Source organism: Burkholderia sp. AU31652 (assembly GCF_002223155.1).
Taxonomy (GTDB): domain Bacteria; phylum Pseudomonadota; class Gammaproteobacteria; order Burkholderiales; family Burkholderiaceae; genus Burkholderia.
This window is the reverse complement of the sequence record NZ_NKFG01000004.1, coordinates 930,020-952,251: the sequence shown is the minus strand read 5'-3', so window position 1 is coordinate 952,251 and position 22,232 is coordinate 930,020. Positions and strand designations below refer to the sequence as shown.

General features: G+C 68.6%; 24 protein-coding genes. 10 read left to right on the top strand and 14 right to left on the bottom strand.

The features are described from left to right. Position 1: 1 nt before the first annotated feature. The 4 genes from fliI to fliF are packed head-to-tail and all read right to left on the bottom strand — an operon-like array spanning position 2 to position 4,979. Positions 2-1,522 carry a flagellar protein export ATPase FliI gene (gene fliI, locus CFB40_RS16845; RefSeq protein ID WP_373452681.1) on the bottom strand — a complete coding sequence of 507 codons (1,521 nt, stop codon included), beginning with the start codon at positions 1,520-1,522 and terminating at the stop codon, positions 2-4. 32 nt (positions 1,523-1,554) lie between these two features. Next, a complete protein-coding gene (gene fliH / locus CFB40_RS16840; RefSeq protein ID WP_089426553.1) occupies positions 1,555-2,238 on the bottom strand; it encodes a flagellar assembly protein FliH in 684 nt (227 codons plus the stop codon). After that, positions 2,231-3,226, bottom strand: coding sequence for a flagellar motor switch protein FliG (fliG, locus tag CFB40_RS16835; protein ID WP_069249110.1), 996 nt, complete (start codon positions 3,224-3,226; stop codon positions 2,231-2,233). Before fliG ends, fliH begins: the two co-directional genes overlap by 8 nt. Continuing rightward, positions 3,216-4,979, bottom strand: coding sequence for a flagellar basal-body MS-ring/collar protein FliF (gene fliF, locus CFB40_RS16830; protein ID WP_089426552.1), 1,764 nt, complete (start codon positions 4,977-4,979; stop codon positions 3,216-3,218). The genes fliG and fliF overlap by 11 nt, the downstream gene beginning before the upstream one ends. 248 nt (positions 4,980-5,227) lie before the next feature. On the opposite strand from fliF, the gene fliE reads away from it, so the two are divergent. The 7 genes from fliE (at position 5,228) to CFB40_RS16795 (ending at position 9,346) form a co-directional block, all read left to right on the top strand. Continuing rightward, positions 5,228-5,572 carry a flagellar hook-basal body complex protein FliE gene (gene fliE, locus CFB40_RS16820; protein ID WP_046544213.1) on the top strand — a complete coding sequence of 115 codons (345 nt, stop codon included), beginning with the start codon at positions 5,228-5,230 and terminating at the stop codon, positions 5,570-5,572. A 194-nt stretch (positions 5,573-5,766) separates the two neighbouring features. After that, a complete protein-coding gene (gene fliS, locus CFB40_RS16815; RefSeq protein WP_089426551.1) occupies positions 5,767-6,201 on the top strand; it encodes a flagellar export chaperone FliS in 435 nt (144 codons plus the stop codon). After that, the gene (locus CFB40_RS16810; RefSeq protein WP_089426550.1) at positions 6,198-6,530 is read left to right on the top strand and encodes a flagellar protein FliT; all 333 of its coding nucleotides are present in this window, start codon (positions 6,198-6,200) and stop codon (positions 6,528-6,530) included. Before fliS ends, CFB40_RS16810 begins: the two co-directional genes overlap by 4 nt. Positions 6,531-6,660: 130 nt before the next feature. Beyond that, positions 6,661-8,028, top strand: coding sequence for a flagellar hook-length control protein FliK (gene fliK / locus CFB40_RS16805; protein WP_089431831.1), 1,368 nt, complete (start codon positions 6,661-6,663; stop codon positions 8,026-8,028). Then, positions 8,025-8,342 (top strand): EscU/YscU/HrcU family type III secretion system export apparatus switch protein, encoded by a 318-nt coding sequence (locus CFB40_RS16800; RefSeq protein WP_089431830.1) that lies wholly within the window; start codon positions 8,025-8,027, stop codon positions 8,340-8,342. The genes fliK and CFB40_RS16800 overlap by 4 nt, the downstream gene beginning before the upstream one ends. A 38-nt stretch (positions 8,343-8,380) precedes the next feature. Beyond that, positions 8,381-8,515: a hypothetical protein gene (locus CFB40_RS39090; RefSeq protein ID WP_256976757.1), complete on the top strand. Its 135-nt coding sequence runs from the start codon at positions 8,381-8,383 to the stop codon at positions 8,513-8,515. Positions 8,516-8,611: 96 nt separating this feature from the next. Further along, positions 8,612-9,346, top strand: coding sequence for a PepSY-associated TM helix domain-containing protein (locus CFB40_RS16795; protein WP_089426547.1), 735 nt, complete (start codon positions 8,612-8,614; stop codon positions 9,344-9,346). 110 nt (positions 9,347-9,456) lie between these two features. Here the strand turns inward: CFB40_RS16795 and CFB40_RS16790 are convergent, their stop codons facing one another. The 10 genes from CFB40_RS16790 to CFB40_RS16745 all read right to left on the bottom strand — a co-directional run bounded on the left by CFB40_RS16790 (position 9,457) and on the right by CFB40_RS16745 (position 19,184). Further along, the gene (locus tag CFB40_RS16790; protein ID WP_039354764.1) at positions 9,457-10,482 is read right to left on the bottom strand and encodes an XdhC family protein; all 1,026 of its coding nucleotides are present in this window, start codon (positions 10,480-10,482) and stop codon (positions 9,457-9,459) included. A 210-nt stretch (positions 10,483-10,692) separates the two neighbouring features. Continuing rightward, on the bottom strand, positions 10,693-11,196 hold the full coding sequence (locus CFB40_RS16785) for a hypothetical protein (RefSeq protein WP_089426546.1): 504 nt from the start codon (positions 11,194-11,196) through the stop codon (positions 10,693-10,695). Positions 11,197-11,737: 541 nt separating this feature from the next. Beyond that, complete coding sequence (locus CFB40_RS16780; RefSeq protein WP_089426545.1) at positions 11,738-13,144, bottom strand: amino acid permease; 1,407 nt, start codon at positions 13,142-13,144, stop codon at positions 11,738-11,740. A 216-nt stretch (positions 13,145-13,360) separates the two neighbouring features. Beyond that, on the bottom strand, positions 13,361-14,017 hold the full coding sequence (gene rqpR, locus CFB40_RS16775) for a response regulator transcription factor RqpR (protein ID WP_089426544.1): 657 nt from the start codon (positions 14,015-14,017) through the stop codon (positions 13,361-13,363). A 7-nt stretch (positions 14,018-14,024) separates the two neighbouring features. Beyond that, positions 14,025-14,840 carry a quorum system sensor histidine kinase RqpS gene (rqpS, locus tag CFB40_RS16770; RefSeq protein WP_089426543.1) on the bottom strand — a complete coding sequence of 272 codons (816 nt, stop codon included), beginning with the start codon at positions 14,838-14,840 and terminating at the stop codon, positions 14,025-14,027. Positions 14,841-15,256: 416 nt separating this feature from the next. After that, positions 15,257-16,027 carry a ferredoxin--NADP reductase gene (locus tag CFB40_RS16765; protein ID WP_089426542.1) on the bottom strand — a complete coding sequence of 257 codons (771 nt, stop codon included), beginning with the start codon at positions 16,025-16,027 and terminating at the stop codon, positions 15,257-15,259. Between the two features lie 235 nt (positions 16,028-16,262). Further along, the gene (locus tag CFB40_RS16760) at positions 16,263-16,910 is read right to left on the bottom strand and encodes a LysE family translocator (RefSeq protein WP_089431829.1); all 648 of its coding nucleotides are present in this window, start codon (positions 16,908-16,910) and stop codon (positions 16,263-16,265) included. Between the two features lie 98 nt (positions 16,911-17,008). Further along, the gene (locus CFB40_RS16755) at positions 17,009-17,824 is read right to left on the bottom strand and encodes an endonuclease/exonuclease/phosphatase family protein (RefSeq protein WP_011353499.1); all 816 of its coding nucleotides are present in this window, start codon (positions 17,822-17,824) and stop codon (positions 17,009-17,011) included. A 5-nt stretch (positions 17,825-17,829) separates the two neighbouring features. Beyond that, the gene (locus tag CFB40_RS16750) at positions 17,830-18,318 is read right to left on the bottom strand and encodes a hypothetical protein (protein WP_089426540.1); all 489 of its coding nucleotides are present in this window, start codon (positions 18,316-18,318) and stop codon (positions 17,830-17,832) included. 146 nt (positions 18,319-18,464) lie between these two features. Then, on the bottom strand, positions 18,465-19,184 hold the full coding sequence (locus CFB40_RS16745; RefSeq protein WP_089426672.1) for a nitroreductase: 720 nt from the start codon (positions 19,182-19,184) through the stop codon (positions 18,465-18,467). A 229-nt stretch (positions 19,185-19,413) separates the two neighbouring features. Between CFB40_RS16745 and CFB40_RS16740 the strand changes: the two genes are divergently transcribed. The 3 genes from CFB40_RS16740 (at position 19,414) to CFB40_RS16730 (ending at position 22,161) form a co-directional block, all read left to right on the top strand. Beyond that, the gene (locus tag CFB40_RS16740) at positions 19,414-20,394 is read left to right on the top strand and encodes an AAA family ATPase (protein WP_089426539.1); all 981 of its coding nucleotides are present in this window, start codon (positions 19,414-19,416) and stop codon (positions 20,392-20,394) included. A gap of 184 nt (positions 20,395-20,578) precedes the next feature. Beyond that, positions 20,579-21,688: an NAD(P)/FAD-dependent oxidoreductase gene (locus CFB40_RS16735; RefSeq protein WP_089426538.1), complete on the top strand. Its 1,110-nt coding sequence runs from the start codon at positions 20,579-20,581 to the stop codon at positions 21,686-21,688. A 161-nt stretch (positions 21,689-21,849) separates the two neighbouring features. Further along, positions 21,850-22,161, top strand: a complete 312-nt coding sequence (locus CFB40_RS16730; RefSeq protein WP_039354792.1) for a high-potential iron-sulfur protein — start codon at positions 21,850-21,852, stop codon at positions 22,159-22,161. Positions 22,162-22,232: the final 71 nt, after the last annotated feature.

Below are 22,232 nucleotides of genomic sequence, written 5' to 3'. Positions count from 1 at the left end.
ATCAGCCTCCGTAAGCGTCGAACAGTGCATCGAGGCCGGCTAGGCTCGACGCGAACGGCGCGCATTCGCGAAAGCCCTGCTGCAGGAACGCCTCGATGCGCGGATAGAGCGCGATCGCGCGGTCGAGCTGCGCGTCGCGGCCGGGCGCGTATGCGCCGACCGCGATCAGGTCGCGATTGCGCTGGTAGCGCGACAGCATCTGCTTGAACTGCCGGACGTGGTCGAGATGCGTTTCGTCGATCAGTGCGGTCATTGCGCGGCTGATCGACGCCTCGATGTCGATCGCCGGATAGTGGCCGGCCTCGGCGAGCGCGCGTGACAGCACGACGTGGCCGTCGAGGATCGCGCGCGCCGAATCGGCGATCGGATCCTGCTGGTCGTCGCCTTCGGTCAGCACCGTGTAGAACGCGGTGATCGAGCCGCCGCCCTCCGGCCCGTTGCCGGTGCGCTCGACGAGCGCGGGCAGCTTCGCGAACACCGACGGCGGGTAGCCCTTCGTCGCGGGCGGCTCGCCGATCGCCAGCGCGATCTCGCGCTGCGCCATCGCATAGCGCGTGAGCGAATCCATCAGCAGCAGCACGTGCTTGCCCTGGTCGCGGAAATACTCGGCGAGCGACGTCGCGTAGGCCGCGCCCTGCATCCGCAGCAGCGGCGACACGTCGGCCGGCGCCGCGACGACGACCGAGCGCGCGAGCCCGTCCTCGCCGAGGATCTGTTCGATGAATTCCTTCACTTCGCGGCCGCGTTCGCCGATCAGCCCGATCACGATCACTTCCGCGCTCGTATAGCGCGCCATCGTGCCGAGCAGCACCGACTTGCCGACGCCGGAGCCTGCGAACAGGCCCATCCGCTGCCCGCGGCCGACGGTGAGCAGCGCGTTGATCGCGCGCACGCCGACGTCGAGCACGTGGTGGATCGGTTCGCGCTCGAGCGGGTTGATCGACGGCGCCGACAGCGGCGCGTCGACCTTCGACGCGAGCGGGCCGAGGCCGTCGAGCGGGCGGCCCGACGCGTCGACGACGCGCCCGAGCATTTCCCAGCCGACCGGCAGCCGCTTCGCGCCCGCGAGCGGATCGGCGACGGGCGCGCTTTCGCGCGGCCACACGCGTGCGCCGGGCAGCACGCCCGCGACGTCGGTGGTCGGCATCAGGAACAGGCGGTCGCCGGCGAAGCCGACGACTTCCGCTTCCGCGTGCGGCAGCGTGCTGCCGGGCGGCAGTTCGATCGTGCATTCGGCGCCGACCGACAGGCGCAGCCCGATCGCTTCCAGCACGAGGCCGGCTGCGCGCGTCAGGCGCCCGCACGGCCGCAGCGGCAGCGCGCGCTGGCTGCGCGCGGCGAGCCCGTTCAAATGGGTGCGCCAGTGTGCGAGATGCGGGTTGTGCGGGGCGCGCGGCGCGGCGTCGGACGTATCGGCCGCTGCAGCGGTGCCGTGCGGGGTGGTGGGTGCGGTGTCCAGCGCGGCGTTGTGCGCGTCCGGGCCGAACGACGCGAGCGCGAGTTCGCGCTCCAGCGGCGTCATGCCGTCGTGCGCGAGCGCCTCGGGCGGCCGCGTCACCACGTGCTCACCTTGCCGATCGCGGCGGCGACGCGCTGCCAGCGCGTGGGCAGCGTCGCGTCGACCTCGCCGGTCGCGGCGTGCGCACGGCAGCCGCCGCGCTCGATCGACGCGTCGGTGCGCACGTTCCAGCCGAGCGCATCGAGATCGTCCTGCAGATAGGCTTCGACGACGGGCAGGTCGGCCGGATTCACCGCGAGATGCGGCGCGCCGGACAGCGCGGGTTCGGCCGCGAGCACGTCGCGCACGGCGGCAACCAGCGCGGCCGGATCGTGCTTCACGTGCTGGCGCACGACCTGCTGCGCGATGTCGAGCGCGAGCTGCGCGATGTCGGCGGCCAGATCGTGCTCGATGGTCGACACGGCCTCGCGGAACGACGCGGCGAGCGCCGCGAGTTGCGCGGCCTGTTCGCGCGCGTCGGCCTGACCGGCTTCGAAACCCTGTTCGCGGCCCTGCTCGAAACCGGCCTGGTAGCCGAGCGCCTGGCCTTCGACGTGGCCGGCCGCATGGCCTTCGGCGTGCGCGGCGTCGCGCACGCGCTGCAGTTCCTCGGCGAGCGCGGCGGCGGCCGCTGCCGCGTCGTCGGGCGGCGGCGGGGGCGGCGGCGGGTCGAACGACGCCATCTCCCACCGCTGGTAGGCGGTGAGGGTGCCCGCGCGATCGCTCGCCGAATCAGACATACGCGTCTTCCGCCTTGCCGCCGATCGCGATCGCGCCGCTCTCGGCCAGGTTGCGCACGATCTGCAGGATGCGGCGCTGCTGCGTCTCGACGTCGGACACGCGCACCGGGCCGCGCGCGTCGAGATCCTCGGCGAGCAGTTCGGCCGCGCGCTGCGACATGTTCGCGAGGAACTTCTGGCGCAGTGCCGGCGGCGCGCCCTTCAGCGCAATGATCAGCGTTTCCGACTCGACTTCCTTGAGCACCATCTGGATCGCGCGATCCTCGAGGTCGAGCAGGTTCTCGAACACGAACATCTGGTCGATGATCTTCTGCGCGAGTTCGGCGTCGTACTGGCGCACGCTCTCGAGCACGCCTTCCTCATGCACGCTCGTCATGAAGTTCAGGATCTCGGCCGCGGTGCGGATGCCGCCCATCGGGCTGCGCTTCAGGTTGTCGCTGCCGGACAGCAGGCCCGTCAGCACGTCGTCAAGCTCGCGCAGCGCGGCCGGCTGGATGCCGTCGAGCGTCGCGATCCGCAGGATCACGTCGTTACGCAGCCGCTCGGTGAAGCACGACGCGATTTCCGATGCCTGGTCGCGGTCGAGGTGCACGAGGATCGTCGCGATGATCTGCGGATGCTCGTTCTTGATCAGTTCGGCCACGGCGGCCGAGTCCATCCACTTCAGGCCCTCGATGCCGCTCGTGTCGCTGCCCTGCAGGATGCGGTCGATCAGCACGCCGGCCTTGTCCTCGCCGAGCGCCTTGGTCAGCACCGAGCGGATGTAGTCGCTCGAATCGAGCGACAGCGCGGTGTGCTGCTCCGCTTCCTTCGCGAATTCGTGCAGCACGTCCTCGACCTGCTCGCGCGTGACGTTCTTCAGCGCGGCCATCGCGGCGCCGATCTTCTGGACCTCGCGCGGCGCGAGGAACTTGAATACCTGCGCGGCCTCTTCCTCGCCGATCGACATCAGCAGGAGCGCGCTCTTGGTCAAGCCTTCAGCGTTCATCGGACACCCAGTTCTTCACGACGGTGGCGACGATCTTCGGATCCTGGCGGGCGATCGTGCGCGCGTAGTCGAGGTTGCGTTCGTAACGGTTCTTCTCGCTCTCGAACCCGAGCAGCAGCGAATCGGGTTCCTCGGCCTTCTCCGGCGCCGGCAGGCCGTCGAGCGCGACCGGATCTTCCGGCGCGGCGAGCGCCGGCGCGGCCGGCTCGGGCGGCGGGAACGCACGGCGCATCGCCGGGCGCACGAACATGAAGTAGAGCGCCGCGGCGGCTGCCGCGATGCCGAGCCACTTCGCCGCTTCCTTCGCCATCGCGATCATGTCCGGCTGGCGCCACCACGGCAGGTCGGCGTACGGGTCGCTCGCGGTCGAGAACGCGCTGTTCACGACGTTCACCGAGTCGCCGCGCTTCGCGTCGTAGCCCATCGCATCCTTCACGAGCTGTTCGACCTGCGCGAGCTTCGCGGGCGGCAGCGGCTGCATCGTCACGTGGCCCTTCGCATCGGCGACCGGCTGGTAGTTGACGACGACCGCGACCGACAGCCGCTTCACGCTGCCCATCGGCTGCTCGAGATGGCGGATCGTCTTGTCGACTTCGTAGTTGGTCGTCTGGTCCTTGCGGTCGCTCACCGGCGTCGTCTGCGGCGCGTTCGCGCCGTTGCCGGCGACGATCGGCGCGGAAGCCGGCTGCGGCGGCGTGTTCGACAGCGCGCCGGGCACGCCCGACGCGCCGCCCTGCGCGAGTTCGGTCGAGCTGCTGGTCTGCTGGCTGCGGATCGCGGATTGCTGCGGATTGCCGTTCGGGCCGTAGCTTTCCGACGTCTGCTCGAGCTTCGAGAAATCGAGATCCGCGCTGACCTGCGAGCGCGCGTTGCCTGCGCCGAAGATCGGCGCGAGGATCGCGTCGATGCGCTTCTGCGTGTTGTGCTCGACCTGCTGCACGTACTTGAGCTGGCTCGCGTCGAGGCCCGATGCCGAAGCGGTCTGGGTCAGCAGGTTGCCGTCCTGGTCGACGATCGTCACGTTCTTCGCGGGCATGTCGGGCACGCCGGACGACACCATCCGCGTGATGGCCTGGACCTGGCCCTCGTCGAGCACGCGGCCCGGGTAGAGGTCGATGAACACCGACGCGCTCGGCGCTTCCTTGTCGCGCACGAACACCGACGGCTTCGGGATCGCGAGATGCACGCGCGCGCCGCGCACCGCGTTGATCGATTCGATGGTGCGCTGCAGCTCGCCTTCGAGCGCGCGCTGGTAGTTGATCTGCTCGGCGAACTGGCTGATGCCGAATTTCTGGTTGTCCATCAGCTCGAAGCCGACCGAGCCGCCCTTCGGCAGCCCCATCGCGGCGAGCTTCAGGCGCGTTTCATGCACCTGGTTCGACGGCACGAGGATCGCGCCGCCGGCATCGGCGAACTTGTAGGGAACGTTTGCCTGCTGGAGCGCGGCAATGATCGCACCGCCGTCGCGATCCGACAGGTTGCTGTACAGCACGCGGTAGTCGGGCGCGCGGCTCCACAGCACGAGCGCGGTGATGACGGCGACCGCGAATGCGACGGCGATCAGGAACGGCAGCTTCGGGTTGCCCTTCATCCGCGAGATGCCGGGGATGCGTTCCGCGAAGCCGCCAAGCCCGAAGTCCGCGCCTGCGCCACCCACGCCTGGCAACGCGGCGGCCGCGGCGGCGCCTGGCGCCGGGCTGGCGAGGCCCGCGCGGGCGTCTGGGTTGATCAGCGAGTTGGCCTGCGAATCCATGCGTCGAGTTTCTCCGGAGCGGGACGACTGAGCTCGCTCGGACGAGCGGGCGGACAATGACACGATGCGATTATCGTGACCCGGGCCGCACTCCGATCGACCGAAAAGAGCGGGGTTTCCCCCGTACTTTCGCGGCTTTGACGCGCGGCGCGCTGCTATCCTTTTTCGGAATCCGGCATGGCGCGCGTGGTGCGGCGCCGGCGGATCTCCCGGTGCGTCCGGGTCTCTCTCTCAGTTTTGGGGACAGCATGACTGCGAACGTCAGCGGAATCGGTTCGGTGTTGCAACAGATGCAGTCGATGGCCGCGCAGGCGTCAGGCGGCGTCGCGAGCCCGACGGCGGCACTGGCCGGCTCGGGCGCGGCGACGGCCAGCACGTTCGCCAGCGCGATGAAGGCGTCGCTCGACAAGATCAGCGGCGACCAGCAGCACGCGCTCGGCGAGGCGCAGGCGTTCGAGGTCGGCGCGCCGAACGTGTCGCTGAACGACGTGATGGTCGACATGCAGAAAGCCAACATCGGCTTCCAGTTCGGGCTCCAGGTCCGCAACAAGCTAGTGAGCGCTTACAACGACATCATGCAGATGGCGGTTTGACTCGGCGGCTATTCAGGGACAGCGATCCGTGGACGGCCATCCGGCCTGGGCTGCGGGCCGGCCTTGCTGCGCCAGGCGGCACGCGCCGCTTGCCTAAAGCTTTCCAAATCCCTTCCGATAACTCCGGTGAAGGCCGCGTCGTGCGATGCACGGCGGCGGTTCCCGTATAGCCAAGGCACAACAAGGAGAAGCGCATGTTTTCCCCAGGACACGCTGGAGCCAGTGCATACGCGCGTGTCGGCGTCGAGACCGGGGTGATGGGCGCTTCCCCGCACCGGTTGATCGCGATGCTGTACCAGGGTGCGCGGCAGGCGGTTGCGCTCGCGCGCATGCATTTGCAGCAAGGCAATGTGTCCGCGCGCGGCGAAGCGATCGGCAAGGCGATCCGGATCGTCGACAGCGGGCTGAAGGCGTCGCTGAATCTCGATGCGGGCGGCGAGATCGCGGCGCGGCTGGATGCGCTGTATGCGTATATCACCCGGCGTCTGCTCGAAGCCAATGCGCAGGCGAGCGACGCGATGCTGGTCGAAGTCGACGGGCTGCTCGCGACGCTCGAGGAAGCATGGACGGGGATCGCCCCGGAAGTCGCGCGGATGGCCGCACAACAGGCAGTGGAAGCATCACGATGAATCGCAAGGCCGAATACTTCGAACGTTACGAGGCGCTCGCCGCCGTGTCGGGCCGGATGCTGGGCGCTGCCCGCAGTGCCGACTGGAGCGCGTTGCCGGAGTTGCAGGCCGAATTCATGCAGCTGGTCGACGGGTTGAAGGAGGCCGATCCGGGCGTCGTGCTCGACGAATCGGATCTCGGCCGCAAGCTCGACCTGATCCGCCGCATCCTGGCCGACGACGCCGCGATTCGCGATCTCGCGAGCCCGGATCTTGCGCGGCTGTCCGCGTTGTTCGAGGCGCGGCGCTCGACCAAGGTATTGACCGATCTCTACCGCGCGCGCGGGTAGGGCCCGTTTCCGGGGAAACGGGCGCGGGGGCGCACAAGCCCGTTGCGGCAGGCGCGCAGTTCCCGCGGACGGCACCGGCGTGCCGTTACCGGATTCGCAACGATATGGCTGAGATGAGCAGGCTCCCATCATGACCGGTATCGACTCCGTTGCGGCGGCCCTGCTGGCGAGCCGCCTCGACAGCCTGCTGACCGGCACCGTGTCGGCGCCCGCCAGCGGCGGTGCGACCTCGCAGGTCGGCACGCCGGGCAACGGCGCGTCGTCCGCGCTGTCTGCCGGCAGTCCGCCTGCCGCGCCGCCGGCTTCCACCCAGACTGCCCTGTCCGATGTCGGGCGCGTGCTCGACGCGATCTCGCGCGCGGGCGGCGACGCGACGCCGGCCATTGTCGGGCGCGCGCCGCTGCTGGCTGACCCCACCGTGCTGCTGACCGACACGGCTGCGCCGGCCCGCGCGCCAGCCGCCGCCGATCCGGCGGCATCCTCCGCGCCGGCTTCAGCCGCAGCGTCGTCGGCTGCGGCGACGCGCGACGCGGCTGCGACGTTGCCTGTTGCTGCGCTGCGCGCGGCGCTCGTGCAGGCCGTGAGCGAAAGCGGCCTTTTCTACGAATCCCATCTCGCGCAGTGGCTGGCCGGCCAGCGTCCGCTCGCGGCGCTGATGCGCGAGCCGCAGGCGCGCCTCGCGGCCGCGCTCGCGCCGGCCGATCCGGATGTCGCCCAGCATGGCGCGACCGACCTGCTCGACGAGCTGCTCGCGCAGCGCCCGCCATTGCCTGCGCCCGCTCGCGCAACCGCGCAGCCGGGCGCGCCGGCCCAGGGCGGTGCGCCGGCTCGGGACCCCGCACCGGCCGTGCCGGCAGGCGCGCGGCAAGCGGCGTCGCTGCCGCACGATACGGCCGATCTGCTCGGCGACCGGCCCGATGCGCGCTGGACGCCCGCGCGGGCCGAGCTGGCCACCGCGTCGTCCGATTCGCAGGCGCAGACGCTCGCGACCGTGCATCCGGCCGCCGTGCCGCTCGTCAGGCAGCAGCTCGACGCGCTCGCAACCGACCAGTTCCGCTGGGCGGGCGAGGCGTGGCCCGGCGCGCGGCTCGACTGGACGATCGAGCCCGACGATCCGGGCAACCGTGCGCCGCGCGGTGACGGCGACACGGGCGACGGTATTGCCTGGCGCACGCGCCTCACGCTGACGTTGTCGTCGCTTGGCACGGTCGACGCGGAGCTGGTGCTGAACGGCACGCAGCTCGTCGCGCGGCTGCGTGCGAACCAGGCGGGTGCCGACCGCCTCACGCGGCACGAGGCGGCGCTGCGGCAGCGGCTCGAAGTGTCGGGGCTCAAGGTGAGCGGGCTGTCGATCCGTGCGGTCGACGACGGCCCGGACGGCTTCGACCTGTTCGCGGCCCAGGCGGCGGCCACCGCGTATGCGCGCGGCTCAGCCTCGACTTCGGCCAGCGGCCCGGCGACGCGTGCGCCGGATACCGACGACGAGGCGCTGTCATGAGCATGACGTCCCGCAAGCGCGCGGCCGCGCTCGTCTACGATCCGAAGGGCGGCGATGCCGCGCCGCGCGTGGTCGCAAAGGGCTACGGCGCGCTCGCCGAGATGATCGTCGCGCGCGCGCATGACGCCGGGTTGTACGTGCATACGGCGCCGGAGATGGTGTCGCTGCTGATGCAGGTCGATCTCGACGACCGGATTCCGCCGCAGCTCTACCAGGCGGTCGCCGATCTGCTCGCGTGGCTGTACTCGCTCGACCGTACCGAACCCGCGCCGGATGCCGCCGCATCGCGCTTTCCGCTGCCGCCGCTGCGCTGAACGGTGCTGCGCCGCGCGATTTCTTACGAAATGCCGCCTTGACCTTGCAAGGTCATTCTGTCGGTATTTTTCGCCTATCGGGCGGCATCGTGCCGCAACGGTCGCGCTTCGCCGGTATTTCCTCGCTCGACGGGCTTGCCGCCCCGTATCCGGCCGGATTGAGCGTGCAATAGATTTGTGTAATGATATCCATTCTCATTTTCATGCTGCCCGGGCGGCGCGCACGCTTTGCGCGCCGCCCGTTGTTTTGAACGAATGGAATCTCTCGCGTGAACGCGCCCGAAACGATCAATCCGCCCCGCACCGGTGCTTCCCGCGCCGGCGTCACCGTGCTGCACCCGACGGCCCGCCCGCTGAGCGACGACGAACTGGCCGCGCGCCGCCAGCGTTCGCGCCGCGCGACCTTCATCAAGTGGCTGCGCAAGGTGCATGGCTGGGTCGGGCTGTGGGGCGCGGTGCTCGGGCTGCTGTTCGGCGTGACGGGCGTGCTGCTCAACCACCGCGCGCCGCCGCTGAAGATTTCGACCGGCGAGCCGCAGGTCGAGGAGATGCAGATCGCGCTGCCGGATCCGGCGCCGAAGACGCCCGCCGCGATGACGAAGTGGCTGCAGCACGAACTGCATTTCGACGGCAAGCCGGGCCGCATGCGCAAGGAGCCGGCGCAGCCCGTCGCGTGGGGCGACAAGCGCGTGATGCAGCCGGAGCACTGGCAGATGGGCCTGTTCGGCCCGCACCAGAACCTGCAGGCCGAATACTGGGTCGGCAACGGCTACGTCGCGGTGAAACGCACGGGCAACACGTTCCTGACGACGCTGAACAACCTGCATCGCGGCGTCGGGATGAATCTCGGCTGGGTGCTGTTGATGGACACGATCGCGGGCTCGCTGATCCTGCTGTCGCTGACCGGCGTGCTGCTGTGGACCGAGCTGAACAAGCGCCGCACGGTCGGCGTCGTGCTGGTGGTCGGTTCGGTCGCCGCGGCGCTGGCCGCCGGCCTGACCTGATCGGCGGCTCGCGCCGGCCTGGCGCCGGCGCGTGCGCTTTCGCCTGTTTCGTCCGCTTCGCCCGTCGCGGACGCCCGCCGGGCGCGACCGCGCGCCGGCGTCACCAGTGATCAGAGGCCGCAGGCCGCGCCGCTGTTCGCCGCGATCTCGCGCGCGGCCTTCGCGCCCTCGACCTGCAGGATCGTCGGCAGCGATACGTTGTTCTTCGCGGCGGTGATCTCGGCGAGGATCGAGATCGCGATTTCCGGCGGCGTCCGGCTGCCGATGTAGATGCCGGCCGGCCCGTGCAGCCGGGCCAGTTCCGCTTCGTTCAGGTCGAATTCGCGCAGCCGCTCGCGCCGTGCCGCATTGTTGCGCCGCGAGCCGAGCGCGCCCACGTAGAACGCGGGCGTCTTCAGCGCCTCCATCAGCGCGAGATCGTCGAGCTTCGGGTCGTGCGTGAGCGCGATCACCGCCGAACGCGCATCGAGATTCATGTCGAGCACCGTATCGTCGGGCATCGTGTGCACGACGCGCGTACCCGGCACGTCCCACGCATCCGTGTATTCCTCGCGCGGATCGCACACCGTCACCTGGTAGTCGAGTCCGACCGCGATCTGGCACAGATAGCGCGACAACTGGCCGGCGCCGATCACGAGCATCCGGTAGCGCGGCCCGTGGATCGTCACGAGCCGCTCGCCGTCGAACGCGAGCCCGTCGGCCGCCTGCGCGGGCGACAGCGATGCGCGGCCGGTCGCGAGCGTCATCGTGCGCGTGACGAGGCGGCCGGCCTCGACTTCCGCGCACAGCGCGGCAATCCCGCTGTCGCGCGTGAGCGGCTCGAGCACGAGCTGGATCGTGCCGCCGCACGGCAGCCCGAAGCGGTGCGCTTCCTCGGCCGTCACGCCGTACTTGAGCGCTTCCGGGCGCGCGTCGGCCGCGATCCCGCTTGCGTGCACCCGGGCGATCAGGTCGTCCTCGATACACCCGCCGGACACGGAGCCGACCACGAGCCCGTCCTCGCGCACCGCGAGCATCGCGCCTTCGGGGCGGGGCGACGAGCCCCACGTCTTCACGACCGTCACGAGCAGCACGCGGCGCCCTTCTTCGAGCCAGCGCGCGCTGGATTTCAATACATCGAGATCGACGCTTTCCATCATCTTCTTCCTGTTGCCGGGCGACGCCGCCGATGCGGGCCGCCGTTCGATGGCGCGATTATGAACCGGCCGCGGCAAGCGTGCAGGCGACGGGGGAACGCGCAAAACAGGGAAGGGAGAAGCGCGGCAGCGAGGAAGGCGGGCAGGGCGGCCCGAGGCGGGCCGCCGGCAGGTCGCCGGGCGGACGCATCCGCCCGGCGGGTCGCTCCGTCAGAGCGAGCCCAGGTACTGCGTCAGGTTGCGGATGTTGTTGTCGTACGCGTTCGGCGAGCCGAGCTCGACGCCGCCGCTGCGCACGTAGTACTCGAACGGCACGGAGCGGGTGCCGAAGAACGGCAGGAAATTGTCCGGTTGCAACGTCGTGCCGTTCAGGCCGATCGCCCAGTTCCGCGACTTGTACAGCTCGAGCTCGCGGATGGTTGCCTGGACCTGATTCGTCTCCGACGCGCGAATCGCGGCGATGTGCTGCGTCAGCGTCTCGATGTTCGCCTGGTAGGCGCTCGGTTCGCCGACCGAGACGCCGCGCGCGCGGACGTAGTAGCTGAACGGCAGGTTGCGCTCGGTGAAGAACGTCAGGAAACCGTCCGGCGCCAGCGTATCCCCGTTCAGCCCGATCGCCCAGTTCTTGCTTTGATAATCCTTGAGCCCCGCGATCGTCTGGTTGGCCGCGCTGATTTCGACCTTCGCCGTGACGTTGACCAATGTATTGCTCATGACAGACCTCTCTGGTTCTTGTTGAACTTCGAACAGGTACAGCGACATGCCTCCGGACGGAGGCAATAAAATACCGTCGACCGGATTATCGGGCCGTGATTTTTAATTAAAAATATGCTGAAAATTCGTTTTTGAATGCGCGATGAATTTGGGTTTTATAAAAAGGCGCTTCGATGAAATCGATGGCTTCCCGCCGCGCTCATGCTGCGGCCTAGGCCCCGTCTGGTCTGGGTGGGGCGGGTATGCGACCGGCCGACCTGAATACTAGGTTGGCGAATGCAAGAGTTCAATGTCGGGCGCGTGATTATTTTCTTCTATTCATATTCAATTCAGTCGAATTACATTTCCAATCGATAAAAATGCCGATCCGAATCGAATATATCGGCATTCGAAAAATAACCAGTGGAAACGGGAATTGACGCGAGGATCGTTGCAGGAAAGGCAACGTGGCGGCGGGACGGGTGAAGGCAGGGCGGGGAGGGCGCGGAGCCGGCGTCCGGCTCCGCGGGTGCGCACCGTGCCGCGAGCGGCACGGCGGCGCTCAGTGCGCGTCGTGGTGACCGTGCGCGAGCTTCGAGTGATGGCGCGAGTACAGGAAGTAGATCGCGAGGCCGATCACGAGCCAGATGCCGAACGCGGCCCACGTGATGGGCTGCAGGTTCAGCATCAGGAACAGGCATGACGCGACCGCGAGGATCGGCACCACCGGCACGCCGGGGCAGCGGAACGCACGCGGCAGGTCGGGGTGCGTGCGGCGCAGCACGAGCACGGCGATCGACACCATCGAGAACGCGGCGAGCGTGCCGATGTTGATCAGCTCGGCGAGCACGTTGAGCGGCACGAGCGCGGCGATCAGGCCGAAGAACAGGCCGACGAGCCAGGTCGTCAGGAACGGCGTCGCGTAGCGCGGGTGCACGCGCGACAGCGCTGCCGGCAGCAACCCGTCGCGCGACATCGCGAAGATCACGCGCGTCTGGCCGTAGCTCATCACGAGGATCACGGTCAGCATGCCGAGCACGGCGCCGAGATCGATGAAGCCTGCGACCCACGTCTCGCCGGCCTTCTGCAGCGCGTACGAGATCGGGTGCGAGATGTTCGCGTACTGGGCCGACGGCACGATGCCGGTCGCGACCGCGGCGACCGTCACGTACAGCACCGCGCACACCGCGAGCGACGCGATGATGCCGATCGGCAGGTCGCGTTTCGGGTTCTTCACTTCCTCGGCCGCCGACGACACCGCGTCGAAGCCGATGAACGCGAAGAACATCACCGCCGCCGCGCCGAATACGCCGTTCCAGCCGTGCGGCATGAACGGCTTCCAGTTCGCGGGCGTCACGTGGAACACGCCGACCGCGATCACGAGCAGCACGACCGACACCTTGATGAACACCATGATGTTGTTGATGCGGGTCGACTCGCGGATGCCGATCGACAGCAGCGTCGTGATCACGATCATCACGAGGAACGCGGGCAGGTTGAACCACGTGACGACGCCCGGCACCGCACCGGGCGCGGCCGTCAGCACGGTGGGCAGCGTGAGCCCGAAGCCCTGCAGCAGCGACTGCAGGTAGCCCGACCAGCCGACCGACACGGCCGACGACGCGAGGCCGTATTCGAGCATCAGGTCCCAGCCGATGATCCACGCGACGAGCTCGCCGAGGGTGGCGTACGAGTACGTGTAGATCGAGCCGGCGACGGGGATCGTCGACGCGAACTCCGCGTACGACAGCGCGGCGAGGCCGCACGCGATCGCGGCGATCACGAACGACAGCATCAGGGCGGGGCCGGCCTGCACGGCGCCGGTACCGGTCAGCACGAAGATGCCGGTGCCGATGATCGCGCCGATGCCGAGGAAGGTGAGGTCGATCGCGCCGAGCGCTTTCTTGAGCCCGGCGGCATGCGCGCCGGCGATCATGCGATCGACGTTTTTCTTGCGGAAGAGAGACATTGCGGATGAATCGCCAGCGCGCGCGGGCGCGGTAGCGCTGACTGAGTGAAAACCCGCAATTTTAGCCGATTTGGCGCGCAAGACCCGCTGCAGCGCAGCGGTAAGTCACAAAATCGTCCGATAAAACAAGCGCTTGCGCTTCGGGCGGGCGACAGCGGGCGGCGGCGCGGCAGGTGCCGCGTCGCTGGGCCGGACGAATCGGGTGAAGCGGGGGAATCAGGCGCCGGCCGTGGGCGCCATGTCGACGAGCCGGTTGCTCATCACGTAGAACGTGAGCTCCGCGTTGTTCGACAGCCGCATCTTCTCGAGCAGCCGCGAGCGGTACACGCTCACCGTCTTCACGGACAGCGACAGCGTGTTCGCGATGTCGGTGAGCCGCTTGCCCGACGCGAGCATGCAGAGCGTCTGGTATTCGCGGTCGGACAGCTTCTCGTGCGGCAGCGGTTCGTTCTCGAACGACACGTATTCGGCGAGCGCCTCGGCCATCGCGGGGCTCACGTACTTGCGGCCGGCCGCGACCTGCTGGATCGCGCCGATCATCTGCGCGGCGTTGACCGTCTTCGACAGGTAGCCGGCCGCGCCGGCCTTCAGCGCGCGCACCGCGTACTGGTCCTCGCGATACATCGAGAACATCAGCACCGGCGTGCGCGACAGCTTGCGCTTGAGGCGCTTGAGCACCTCGATGCCGTTCGTGTCCGGCAGCGAAATGTCGAGCAGGATCACGTCGAATTCCTGTTTGTCGACGGCCGCCACCGCGTCGCTGCCGGTTTCGGCCTCGGTGACGTCGCGCGCGACGCCACGGTCGATCAGCAACTGGCGGATCCCTTGCCGGACGATCGCGTGATCGTCCACCAGCAGGATGTTCAGGCTCATGACGACCTCACGAAAGCGACGCGCGGCGGGCCGCGACGGGCACCGCGAGCAGCGAATCCCAAGCGAAGCGCGCGGTGACGCGCGTGCCGTGGCCGGTGGCCGGCGTGGCCGTCTCGAAGCTGCCGCCGAACGCCTCGCAGCGGGCGCGCATGCCGGCCAGTCCGTAGCCGGTGCGGCGGCTCCGCGAGAAACCGGTCCCATCGTCGGAGACGATCAGTGACAGGTGCGTGCCGTCGGTGGCGATTCGCACGTCGACCGACGTCGCGCGTGCGTGCTTCGCGACGTTCGACAACGCTTCCTGCGCGACGCGGAACACCGCGAGCGCGCTGGCCCCGGCGAGCTGCGTCAGGCGCGCGTCGGCCGCACAGACGAAGCTGGTGCGCAGGCCCGTGCGGGCCGCATGGGTGTCGGCCCACGACGACAGCGCGCCGACCAGGCCCGCGTCGAGCGCCGGCGTGTCGCGCTCGTCGATCAGCCGGCGATTCGCGTCGGTCGCGGCCTCGAGCGCCTGCTGCGCCAGCGCCAGTGCGCGCAGGCAACCCTCCGGCGCATCGGCCGGCAGCCACGTTTGAACGTTTGCGAGCGCGAAACGCGCAGCGGTCAGTTCGGCACCGAGCCCGTCATGCAGCTCGCCGGCCAGGTGGCGGCGGGCCGCTTCATCGGCGGCGAGCAACTGGGCAGACAGCGCTGCGATCCGCGCGGCGGAGGCGCCACGTTTCGGCGCGGCGTCGGCAATGGGCGGAGTCGCGACGCAGCCCGGCACGAGCTGTTGCGACGGGAACGGGGCGTGGGCGCCCAAAGGCGCGTTAAGCGACGTATCCATGACTCTCCCTGCTGTCAGAAAGCGGTTCAGACACCGGCTGGCTGCGTGGATCGGCTGCCGTTTCGATGACGGTCGCCGCCAGAGAATCGCCCCCTGCCGAGGTAACAAAAGTTACGTCTTGTAACACTTGCATCCGACCCTTCCACTCTCATCCGAACGGCAACCGCGCGCGGCGAATAATATCTCAAAATTTCCGAAAAGGTCATGTCAGGCGGACATTTAAGGGTAAATGTGAATAATCGGAATGAAGGTGTTGTAGGAAAAACACTGACACCCAAGCGCCGGACGATGACGTATCCAAATGTAACTATTTGAGATGGGATGATCCCAATTTGTTACGAATTCGCCAAGTAGGGACGAAAAAAAACCGGAGCTTTCGCTCCGGTCCTTGATGCTGCGCAAAATTTGGGGATCGATCAGTCCACGAACGCGCGCTCGATCACGTAGTGGCCCGGTGCGCTGTTCTTGCCTTCGACGAGGCCGGCCTGCTTCAGCAGCTCGGTCGTGTCCTTCAGCATCGCGGTGCTGCCGCACAGCATCACGCGGTCGTTTTCCGGCGAGAACGGCGGGACGTCGAGATCCGTGAACAGCTTGCCCGTCGCGATCAGGTCGGTGATCCGGCCTTCGTTGTCGAACGCTTCGCGCGTGACCGTCGGGTAGTAGACGAGCTTTTCCTTGATGATGTCGCCCAGGTACTCGTGGCCCGGCAGGTCGTGCTTGATGTAGTCCATGTACGCGAGCTCGCCCTTCAGGCGGCACGTGTGCGTCAGGATCACCTTGTCGAAGCGGTCGTAGATGTCCGGGTCGCGGATGATCGACATGAACGGCGCGAGGCCCGTGCCCGTCGACAGCATCCACAGCGTCTTGCCCGGCAGCAGGTTGTCGGCGACCAGCGTGCCCGTCGGCTTCTTGCCGATCAGCACGGTGTCGCCCACCTTCAGGTGCTGCAGGCGCGACGTCAGCGGGCCGTTCTGCACCTTGATGCTGAAGAATTCGAGATGCTCTTCGTAGTTCGGGCTGACGATCGAGTAGGCGCGCGCGAGCGGCTTGCCGTCGACCTCGAGGCCGACCATCGTGAATTCGCCGTTGTTGAAGCGCAGGCTCGCCTCACGGGTGCAGGTGAAGCTGAACAGCGTGTCGGTCCAGTGATGGACGGATTGGACGGTGGCGGTGTCGTATTTGCTCATGGCTTTGAAAACGGACGCGCGTAGCGAACGCGAGTAACGGGCCCAAAAACGGGCAAAAAACCGAGTGCGACGGCCCGATCACGGATCGGCCGGCCGGCGCGTCGGACACGCGCCTTCTCGATGACAGACGATTGAGGAACTCGTTATTTTACCCTGTTGACGCGGATCGCGGGCTTGACCCCCGTGGCCGCGCGGATTTGGCGCAACGAATTATTTCAATCCCCTTTCAGTTTTTTCAGCGCTCGGCCGCGAGTTTTGCACCGAGGCCGACGAGCGCCACGCCGCACAGCGCGTCGAGCGGGCGCCGCACGCGCCGGTAGCCGCGCTGCGCGCGCGGGCTCGCGAACAGGTACGCGACGCACGAATACCAGCCGGCCGACAGCACGCCGATCGTCACCAGCACCGCGCCGTTGAACCACAGCGGCACGTGCGCGGGCAGCATCGCCGCGAACACGCTGGTCCAGAACGCGCACGATTTCGGGTTCGTCAGGCACGTGAACAGGCCGCTGCGATACGCACGCAGATAGTCGCGCGCGTGCGGCGCGGCCAGCGGCGCGCGTTCGTCGGGCGCGTCGGCCGGCGTCGTATCGCGGCGCACGCCCGCGCGCAGCAGCTTGAAGCCGAAATACACGAGGTAGACGGCGCCGCCGATCCGGATTGCCTCATACAGCCATTCGACCTGGTGCAGCACGGCCGCGAGGCCGAGCATCGCGAGCGTCGCCCAGGCGATCGACGCGGTGCCGACGCCGAGCGCCGACGCGGCGCCGAGGCTGCGCCGGCCCGCGAGCGACAGTTGTGAAATCATGAAGAAATTCGGGCCGGGGGTGATTGCCGCGACGAGATAGACGACGGCGATTTGCAGCAGGATCGGCAGGTAGGTCATGGCGGCGCGGCCCGGCGGCGGGGCGTAGCGGAATGGGCAAGGCGTTAATGTAGCGCGCGCCGCGCAATCCGGCTGCGATCGGGCCGAGGTCGGGAGCGCTATTGCGGGTCGAGGCGCAGGCGCGCGATGTACGGCAGGTGGTCCGACAGCCACGCGGCCTCGCCGGACGGCGCGCGCCATTCGAGCGGCGTCAGCCCGCGCACGAACATCTTGTCGAGCGCGAGCGCCGGCGAGAACGCGGGGAACGTGCGGCCCGATTCGCCGAGCAGCGTCGCGACCTCGGACAGCCCGATCTCGCCGAACAGCGCGACCGAATCGTTGCGCCAGTCGTTGAAGTCGCCGGCGAGCATCAGCGGGCCGTCGCCTGCGTTGCGCACGATCCAGTGCGCGATCCAGTGCATCTGGCGCAGCCGTGCGGCGCGCGTGAGCGCGAGGTGCGCGCACAGCAGCGTGACCGGGCGGGCGCCCGCGAGCGTCGCGCGCGCGACCAGCAGGCCGCGCCGCTCGAAACGGTGCGCGGAGATGTCCCAGCGGCCGCCGAGGTCGAGCGGATGCGGTGACAGGATCGCATTGCCATGCCGCCACGACGGCTTGAACACGTTCGGCCCGAGCGCGATCTGCCAGTCGAGCGCATGCGCGATCTCGGTGGCCTGGCAGTGCCAGACGTCGTCGACCGCGTCGTCCATCGGTGCGCCGAAGCCGGGCGCGAGCACGGGGCGCGGCATGCGGCGCGCCATCGCTTCCTGCAGGAAATACACGTCGGCGTGCGTCGACTGCATCCAGTTGCGCATCGCGTTCCACGCGGTGAAGCCGAGCGGCGAGCGGCCCTTGTGCAGGTTCCAGCTCACGGCGGTGAGTTCGTCGGGTGCGGCGTGCGGTTCGGCGAACGGCAGGGACAGGGCGTCGGCGGACATGACGCTCAATCCTTCGCGACGTGCGCACGCACGCGGTACACGAGGTGCGGATGTTGCTCGACGAGCGTCCAGTCGGTCCACGCGTCGGCGCCGACCGTCAGGCCGGGGTGGCTCGCGACGATTTGCCGCGGCGACGCTGGCACGCACGGATCGGCCGGCTTCGCGCCTTCGTCGTCGATCGTTTCCTGCACGTCGAGCGCGAGCGACACCGTGTTCGCGCCGGCATCGACGGTGACCGGCGCGACCGTTACCGCGCGCGAACGCTCGGTCGGCACGACGCGCGCGGCATTGCCGCAGCCGACCGGCACGGCGGACGGATAGCGATGGGTATCGGTACGGGTCTGACCCACGGTGGTGCGCTGCTGGAACGTGTCGATGGTCTGACCGTCGCGTACCACCTGGATCTCCCACGCGACGGAGGCCGGTGCGGGGCTCTGCGCATGGGCGGCGAGCGCGATGCTCGCGAGCAGGACGGCCAGGCCGTGTTTCAGCATGAAACGTCTCCGGAAACGCGGAATAGCGGGGAACGGACGCACATCTTACGCCCGATCGATTTCGATCGCGATGTGACAGGATGCGTCGCGGCAGGTTCGCCGCACGATGCATGCCTGTTCGAAAGGTAGGGCCGCGTCATGCGTTTTCAAGCGAAAAAGCGCGTGAACTCGGCGACCGGCGCGCGCTCGGTGACGAGGCGGTTCTCGATCGCGTCGGGGTCCGCATGGCCGAGCGACATCCCGCACACCAGCTGTTCGTTGGCGGGAATGCCGAGGTGTTCGGTGACGATCCGGTGAAACGGCACGAACGCGGCCTGCGGGCAGGTATCGAGCCCGCGTGCACGCGCGGCCGTCATCACGCCCTGCAGGAACATCCCGCAGTCGAGCCAGGCGCCGTAGGTCATCACGCGGTCGAGCGTGAAGAACAATGCGACCGGCGCATCGAAGAAACGGAAGTTGCGGGCGTGCTGCGCATGCATGCGCGCCTTCTCGTCGCGGCCGATGTTCAACAGGCCGTACAGGTCCCAGCCGACCTTGCGGCGCCGGTCGATGTACGGCGACACCCATTCGCGCGGGTAGTAGTCGTACTCGGCGACGTATTTCTCGTCGCGCGCGGGATCGTCGTGGGCCGCGGTGAGTGCGGCGGCGAGCGCATCGCGCGTGGCGCCCGTCGCGACGTACACGCGCCACGGCTGGATGTTGGTGCCCGACGGCGCACGGCTCGCGGCTTCGAGGATCGCCTCGAGCGTGTCGCGCGGCACCGGCGTCGGCAGGAACGCGCGGACCGCACGGCGCGACGTGAGCGCCGCGTCGACGGCACCGATCGTATCGGCATCGACGCGCGGAAAAGCAGGGGGGACGGACATCGGCATACCTTTGGGGCGGGGGCCGACGCGCCGCGCGGGCGCGGTCGGACGGGCCGGTGCGGCAGGTGGGTGAATCGACGATCATACGCCGCGGCGCGCCGGCGTGCAGCGCGCGCGGGTGTTAGCAGCAGACTCGCGCGGCTGCTTGCTTGCGCGGGGATGCGGGATCGCTACACTGAAATCGTAAGGGTCTGATGATCGTGTAACGGTAAGCGGCAGCGAGGTTGGTATGACGACGGCGATGGTGAAACAGGAACTGGCGGTGGCATCCTTCAGCACGGTGTACGACCTCGAGCAGGTCGAGACGGCGCTGAGTGACCTGAACGAGAGCGCGAGCGACGCACTGCGCGCCACCTACGAGAGGATGCTCAAGACGGGCAATCTGCGCTTCTGCGTGAAGCCGAACCGGATGCCGTCGTTCGACGCGCTCGGCGAGGCATTGCCGAATTTCGCCGAGCCGCTCGAAGACGTGCGCAAGCAGGTCGCGCTGTGCCTCGAAACGGAGGACCGGCTCGAACTGATGCCGATCCTGCTGCTCGGGCCCCCGGGCATCGGCAAGACGCACTTCGCGAAGGCGCTCGCGCAACTGCTCGGCACCGCTTACCACTACGTGCCGATGAGCTCGCTGACGGCCGGCTGGATCCTGTCGGGTGCGTCGTCGCAATGGAAGAACGCGAAGCCCGGCAAGGTGTTCGATGCGCTCGTGAACGGCAGCTATGCGAACCCGGTGATCGCGGTCGACGAGATCGACAAGGCCGGCAGCGATGCGCAATACGATCCGCTCGGCGCGCTGTATGCGTTGCTCGAGCACGACACCGCGCGCGCATTCATCGACGAATTCGCGGAAGTGCCGATCGATGCGGGCAACGTGATCTGGATCGCGACCGCGAACGAGGCGCACGCGATCCCGGAGCCGCTGCTCAACCGGATGAACGTGTACGAGATCGAGCCGCCCGACGCGGCCGGCGCGCGCCGGATCGCGCAGACGATCTACGACGAGATCCGCACGTCGCATGCGTGGGGGCGGCGCTTCCCGGACACCCTCGGCGACGACGCGCTCGACGTGCTGGCCGCGACCCCGCCGCGCACGATGCGCCGCGCGCTGCTGCACGCGTTCGGCGCCGCACGGCTCGACGGGCGCGACGCGATCGGGCCGCGCGACATCCGGGCCGACGAAGGCGCGGCAAAGCGCCGGCCGATCGGCTTCTGAACGCGCGGCGCGCGCACGGCCCCGGCCCTGGCGGCGTGCGCGCCGCGCAGTGCCGCGAGTCGTGCCGTGCGGCGCGCATCATGCACGGCGGCGTCGCGAGACGCTGCACGACCTTCGGCAAGCGAATGAACCGGGACGTACAATTCTCTTCTCTCCCCTCGACGCGCTAGCGGCGCGAAACGTCATGGAGCAGATGGATTGTGTCGTGATCGGCGCGGGCGTCGTCGGTCTGGCGATTGCGCGCGAACTGGCCGCGCGCGGGCGTGAAACGCTCGTGCTCGAGGCCGCCGATGCGATCGGCACGGGTACGAGTTCGCGCAACAGCGAAGTGATCCACGCGGGGCTCTACTATCCGCGCGGGTCGCTGAAGGCGACGTCGTGCGTGCACGGGCGCGACCTGCTGTACGAATTCTGCGAGACCCATCACGTGCCGCACCGGCGCGCCGGCAAGCTGCTCGTCGCCACGAGCGCCGCGCAGGTGAAGCAGTTGAGGGCGATCGCCGCACGCGCGACCGAAAACGGCGTGCTCGACCTGATGCCGCTCACGCGCGCCGAGGCGCAGACGCTCGAGCCCGCGCTCGAATGCGTCGAGGCGCTGTTCTCGCCGTCCACCGGCATCGTCGACAGCCACCAGCTGATGCTCGCGCTGCTCGGCGACGCGGAGCGCGACGGCGCCGTGTGCGCGCTGAAATCCCCGGTCGAATCGATCGACGTGCTGCGCGGCGGGCGCTTCGTCGTGCGCACGGGCGGCGACGCGCCGACCGAGATCGAGGCCGCCTGCGTGATCAACAGCGCGGGCCTCGGCGCCCAGGCGCTGGCGCGCCGCACGCGCGGCCTCGACCCGCGCTGGGTGCCGCCGCTCTATCTCGCGCGCGGCAACTACTTCAGCCTGTCGGGGCGCGCACCGTTTTCCCACCTGATCTATCCGATGCCCGACCGCGCGGGGCTCGGCGTGCACCTGACGCTCGATCTCGGCGGGCAGGCGCGCTTCGGCCCGGACGTCGAATGGATCGATGCGCTGCGCTACGAAGTCGATCCGGCGCGCGCGACCGCGTTCTACGCGTCGATCCGCGCGTTCTGGCCGGGCCTGCCCGACGACGCGCTGCAGCCGGCGTACGCGGGCATCCGGCCCAAGCTCGCGGGCCCCGGCGAGCCGCCGGCAGACTTCATCGTGCAGGGCGCCGCGCAGCATGGCGTGCGCGGGCTCGTGAACCTGTTCGGCATCGAATCGCCGGGGCTCACCGCGTCGCTTGCGCTCGCGCAGCGGGTGGGCGACATGACGGCTTACCGCTGACGCGGCGCGCGCGTGGCGGGGAGGTCGCGAATGCGTATCGGCCGTGTGAAATTCCTTATCTCTGGAATTTCGGCGCGCACATTTATTCGCTTGAGCGTTATTCTGTCGAACGGCTGTCGCCAGAACAGCTTTCAAACCGATAACGTTGGAGCGAGTCCCCCATGAAAACATCCCGTCGGAGTTTCCTGATTACGAGCATTGGTGCCGTGTCCGCGCTGGCGCTGTCGCGTGAAGCGCTGGCCGATGCGCCGATGCTCGCGGAAAGCGACCCGACCGCGACGGCACTCGGCTACAAGGCCGATGCGACGAAGGTCGACAAGACGAAGTACCCGAAATACGCGGCAGGCCAGGATTGCGCGGCCTGCATGCTGTACCAGGGCAAGAAGGGCTCGGCCTCGGGCCCGTGCGGCGCCTTCCCCGGCAAGCAGGTGTCGGCGAAGGGCTGGTGCAGCGCCTTCTCGAAGATGGGTTGAGGCCCGTGCGGCATCGTGCGATGCCGCATTGTGGCGAAAACCGCACAACGCCCGCCGTCGAAAGATGGCGG

Bases quoted from the DNA above. Each gene is read 5' to 3' on its own strand.
- CFB40_RS16765 (WP_089426542.1), bottom strand. From the start codon at position 16,027: ATGAGCAAATACGACACCGCCACCGTCCAATCCGTCCATCACTGGACC.
- fliK (WP_089431831.1), top strand. From the start codon at position 6,661: ATGACCGGTATCGACTCCGTTGCGGCGGCCCTGCTGGCGAGCCGCCTC.
- CFB40_RS16745 (WP_089426672.1), bottom strand. From the start codon at position 19,184: ATGTCCGTCCCCCCTGCTTTTCCGCGCGTCGATGCCGATACGATCGGT.
- fliI (WP_373452681.1), bottom strand. From the start codon at position 1,522: ATGACGCCGCTGGAGCGCGAACTCGCGCTCGCGTCGTTCGGCCCGGAC.
- rqpR (WP_089426544.1), bottom strand. From the start codon at position 14,017: ATGAGCCTGAACATCCTGCTGGTGGACGATCACGCGATCGTCCGGCAA.
- CFB40_RS16730 (WP_039354792.1), top strand. From the start codon at position 21,850: ATGAAAACATCCCGTCGGAGTTTCCTGATTACGAGCATTGGTGCCGTG.
- fliE (WP_046544213.1), top strand. From the start codon at position 5,228: ATGACTGCGAACGTCAGCGGAATCGGTTCGGTGTTGCAACAGATGCAG.
- fliH (WP_089426553.1), bottom strand. From the start codon at position 2,238: ATGTCTGATTCGGCGAGCGATCGCGCGGGCACCCTCACCGCCTACCAG.
- CFB40_RS16760 (WP_089431829.1), bottom strand. From the start codon at position 16,910: ATGACCTACCTGCCGATCCTGCTGCAAATCGCCGTCGTCTATCTCGTC.
- CFB40_RS16800 (WP_089431830.1), top strand. From the start codon at position 8,025: ATGAGCATGACGTCCCGCAAGCGCGCGGCCGCGCTCGTCTACGATCCG.
- CFB40_RS16735 (WP_089426538.1), top strand. From the start codon at position 20,579: ATGGAGCAGATGGATTGTGTCGTGATCGGCGCGGGCGTCGTCGGTCTG.
- fliG (WP_069249110.1), bottom strand. From the start codon at position 3,226: ATGAACGCTGAAGGCTTGACCAAGAGCGCGCTCCTGCTGATGTCGATC.
- CFB40_RS16810 (WP_089426550.1), top strand. From the start codon at position 6,198: ATGAATCGCAAGGCCGAATACTTCGAACGTTACGAGGCGCTCGCCGCC.
- fliF (WP_089426552.1), bottom strand. From the start codon at position 4,979: ATGGATTCGCAGGCCAACTCGCTGATCAACCCAGACGCCCGCGCGGGC.
- rqpS (WP_089426543.1), bottom strand. From the start codon at position 14,840: ATGGATACGTCGCTTAACGCGCCTTTGGGCGCCCACGCCCCGTTCCCG.
- CFB40_RS16755 (WP_011353499.1), bottom strand. From the start codon at position 17,824: ATGTCCGCCGACGCCCTGTCCCTGCCGTTCGCCGAACCGCACGCCGCA.
- fliS (WP_089426551.1), top strand. From the start codon at position 5,767: ATGTTTTCCCCAGGACACGCTGGAGCCAGTGCATACGCGCGTGTCGGC.
- CFB40_RS16785 (WP_089426546.1), bottom strand. From the start codon at position 11,196: ATGAGCAATACATTGGTCAACGTCACGGCGAAGGTCGAAATCAGCGCG.
- CFB40_RS16780 (WP_089426545.1), bottom strand. From the start codon at position 13,144: ATGTCTCTCTTCCGCAAGAAAAACGTCGATCGCATGATCGCCGGCGCG.
- CFB40_RS16740 (WP_089426539.1), top strand. From the start codon at position 19,414: ATGACGACGGCGATGGTGAAACAGGAACTGGCGGTGGCATCCTTCAGC.
- CFB40_RS16750 (WP_089426540.1), bottom strand. From the start codon at position 18,318: ATGCTGAAACACGGCCTGGCCGTCCTGCTCGCGAGCATCGCGCTCGCC.
- CFB40_RS16790 (WP_039354764.1), bottom strand. From the start codon at position 10,482: ATGGAAAGCGTCGATCTCGATGTATTGAAATCCAGCGCGCGCTGGCTC.